Here is a 3,350-nt window from a genome sequence, read left to right on the forward strand (position 1 = left end):
ACGCCTGGCTTGATAACGAGGCTGTCTAACCATGAGTGATTTTCAACATCAAGCCATACGGCTCACAGCACAGCAGCAACCATTGACTTGGTTGGAAGCGTTGCGCAACAAAGCAACGGATGAGTGGTTGGCACAACCTTGGCCAACGCGCAAAACCGAGCATTGGAAATATACACCGATGCAGGTGTTGCAAAAGACGCTGCTGCACACTTGGGGTTTGGCTGAAAACCAGGTTTTAGATAAAACTTTACAGGATGAATTGATCCCACTTGACGCCTATCGTTTGATATTTGTTAACGGTATATTTGATGAAAAACATTCAAGCAATCTACCGGAATCGATTGTGCGCTTCTCGCAAGCCAATGCGACGCAACAAGCGTTAATTGAAAAGCACCTTGGTAAAATTGTAGAAGGTGAGCGCCATTTATTTGCAACGCTGAATAACGCCTGGCTTGATGATGGTGTCCTGCTTCATGTGCCGCGCAGCCAGCGTTTGGAAAAGCCTGTATATATCGTCAATATAGTGACCGCAGTTGCTGCAGCAAGCAATCAACGCCTGCTGATTGTATTGGATGAAAATTCCCAGGCTGAAGTTGTTGAACATTATTTTTCCAGTGCGGATGCGCAAAATGGTTTCGCCAATGCATTGACTGAAATTCACATTGGCGATAACGCCCATTTGCATCACTACCGTTTGAATCTGGAAGAAGAGCATGCGCAGCACATTGGGGCAGTGCATGTGGATTTGCAGCGCAATGCGCGTCTGCGTGGTTTCGCGTTGGCATTGGGTTCAAGCCTGATGCGTGTCGATTACCAATTAAATCATCGCGGGCAGGGGGCCGAGTTGGATCTGCAAGGGATTTATCTGCCGCGCAACCAACAGGTTGTGGATTATCACACCAATATTTGCCATTGGGTTCCGCACTGCACATCGAATGAAGTGTTTCGCGGAATTGTGAGTGATTCGGCACAGGCCATTTTTAATGGCCGTATTTATATTCATAAAGACGCGCAAAAAACTCTCGCGGAATTAAGCAACAAAAACATGCTGACCTCCAATAAGGCAGAAGTGAATACCAAGCCGGAGTTGGAAATTTACGCAGATGATGTGAAGTGCGCGCACGGTGCGACCATAAGCCAGCTAAATGCCAATGCGCGTTACTATTTGCAGAGCCGCGGTTTGTCTCGCGCTGAAGCCGATGTGATGCTCAGTTTTGGCTTTATCAATGAACTGCTGGAACAAATTGCGCAACCCGAAGTGCACGATTATTTGCAACCGCGTTTGGCAAAACTTTTTGGCCGTGACAACAGTTTGATTGCTGCCAGCGCATTGGCGGAGTTGACGGATGACTAAATCTTTGGGTGATATTGACGTGTTGCATTTTGATGTGGAAACAATCCGCGCTGATTTCCCTATCTTGCACCAACAGGTGAATGGGCAGCCGCTGGTCTATCTCGATAATGCCGCCACCACCCAAAAACCCAATGCGGTGATTGATGCAATCAGTGATTACTATCGCAATGACAATAGCAATGTTCATCGTGGTGCCCATGCATTGGCTGATCGAGCCACAATAAAATTTGAAGCTGCGAGAGAGAGAGTCGCACAGTTTTTAAATGCACCGGCAGCCAAACAGGTTATTTGGACTCGTGGTACAACCGAGAGTATTAATCTGGTTGCCGCCTCTTGGGGCAAAACCAATTTGAAGCCGGGTGACCGTATTCTGGTATCGGCGATGGAGCATCACTCCAATATTGTTCCCTGGCAATTAATCGCCCAGACAACCGGTGCTAAAGTTGAACCGATTCCTGTCGATGCCAACGGTAATATCAATATGCTGGCGTTTGATGCCATGCTTGATGCCCATGTAAAAATGGTCGCTGTAGGTCATGTGTCCAATGCGATGGGCACGATTAATCCAATCGAAAAAATTATTACGCTGGCGCATGCTGTTGGCGCGCGCGTATTAATTGATGGTGCGCAAGCAGTGAGCCATTGGGCGGTTGATGTCCAAAAACTCAATTGCGATTTTTATGTGTTTTCTGCACACAAACTATTTGGTCCGACGGGCTTGGGTGTGTTGTACGGTAAAGAAGATTTGCTCAATGCCATGTCGCCCTATCAGGGTGGGGGCGAGATGATCGAAACCGTTTCATTTGCAGGCACAACGTTCAATCAGTTGCCCTACAAGTTTGAAGCGGGTACACCTGATATCGCGGGCGCTATAGGTTTGGGCGCTGCGATTGATTATTTGAATTCAATCGACCGTACCACTGCCGCTGCGCATGAACAGGCATTGTTGAATTATGCTGAGGAAAAAGCGCGCGCAACTGCTGGCTTGAAATTGGTTGGTACTGCCGCACATAAAACTTCAGTGATGAGTTTTTTGCTTGAAGGTGCACATCCGGCGGATGTTGGTGTCTTATTGGATAAGCAGGGTATTGCTGTGCGCACGGGGAATCACTGTGCGCAACCGATTATGGATCAGTTTGGAATTCCTGGCACCGTGCGTGCGAGTTTTAGTTTTTACAACACCTTTGATGAGGTTGATCGCCTGTTCGCAGCGATTGAAAAAGCGAAAACCTTTTTGTTGTAGCGCCTTTTTATTGTAACGAACGTGTTGTAACGAAATATGCTTTAACGAGCGATGAGTTAATCCTGGAGACTGCTATGAGTATCGCATCATTTGATCCGCAGCAACCTGTGCAGGTCACCCCAACGGCGGTTGAACATTTCAAGCGGCAATTGGGCTCTGCTAAAGACGCGAAAGCAGTGCGCTTGAGTGTAAAACAAAGTGGCTGCACTGGCTGGATGTACGTTGTGGATTTGGTCAATGAAGCCAAGGCGGATGATGTACATATGCAACTGGAGAGCGGTGTTGAATTGTTGGTTGATTCGGGCAGCTTGTCGGTGGTGAGCGGCACTGAAATCGATTACGTCACTGAAGGCGTAAATCGCCAGCTCAAATTCAACAATCCGCGCGTTAAAGATTATTGCGGTTGCGGTGAAAGTTTTAGCGTTAACTAAGACGCCTTGCGTAGAGAATTACTATGTCTGAAAGACGTATGGTGGTCGCCCAAGCTGATTGTCCGGCACGGCGCGTCCCTGATGGTACCCCTCTAATTATCCCTGATGGGACCTTTGTCACTATCACCCAAGCTTTGGGTGGTAATTACACGCTGACCTACCACGGTCAGATGGTGCGGGTAGATGGTACTGATGCGCATTTGCTTGGGCTTGAGTCCGAGACCATAAGCTTCCCTGAGCCTGTCAATGACCAGATTATCGAAGAGCAGGTCTGGCAAGCACTGAGCACCGCCAGCTCGCACTGACCGAGCGCCAGCGAATG

4 protein-coding genes are annotated in these 3,350 nt (G+C 48.2%); all 4 read left to right on the plus strand.

What is annotated here, in order from left to right; genetic code table 11:
- Positions 1 to 31: 31 nt before the first annotated feature.
- The 4 genes from sufD (at position 32) to ACWA6V_RS19510 (ending at position 3,333) form a co-directional block, all read left to right on the plus strand.
- Positions 32 to 1,354: a Fe-S cluster assembly protein SufD gene (gene sufD / locus ACWA6V_RS19495; RefSeq protein WP_449524055.1), complete on the plus strand. Its 1,323-nt coding sequence runs from the start codon at positions 32 to 34 to the stop codon at positions 1,352 to 1,354.
- Positions 1,347 to 2,597, plus strand: a complete 1,251-nt coding sequence (locus ACWA6V_RS19500) for a SufS family cysteine desulfurase (RefSeq protein WP_449524056.1) — start codon at positions 1,347 to 1,349, stop codon at positions 2,595 to 2,597. Before sufD ends, ACWA6V_RS19500 begins: the two co-directional genes overlap by 8 nt.
- A gap of 74 nt (positions 2,598 to 2,671) precedes the next feature.
- On the plus strand, positions 2,672 to 3,028 hold the full coding sequence (locus ACWA6V_RS19505) for a HesB/IscA family protein (RefSeq protein ID WP_449524057.1): 357 nt from the start codon (positions 2,672 to 2,674) through the stop codon (positions 3,026 to 3,028).
- Positions 3,029 to 3,051: 23 nt separating this feature from the next.
- Positions 3,052 to 3,333, plus strand: a complete 282-nt coding sequence (locus ACWA6V_RS19510; RefSeq protein WP_449524058.1) for a hypothetical protein — start codon at positions 3,052 to 3,054, stop codon at positions 3,331 to 3,333.
- Positions 3,334 to 3,350 lie beyond the last annotated feature (17 nt).

The sequence above is a fragment of the Cellvibrio sp. genome, assembly GCF_053579595.1.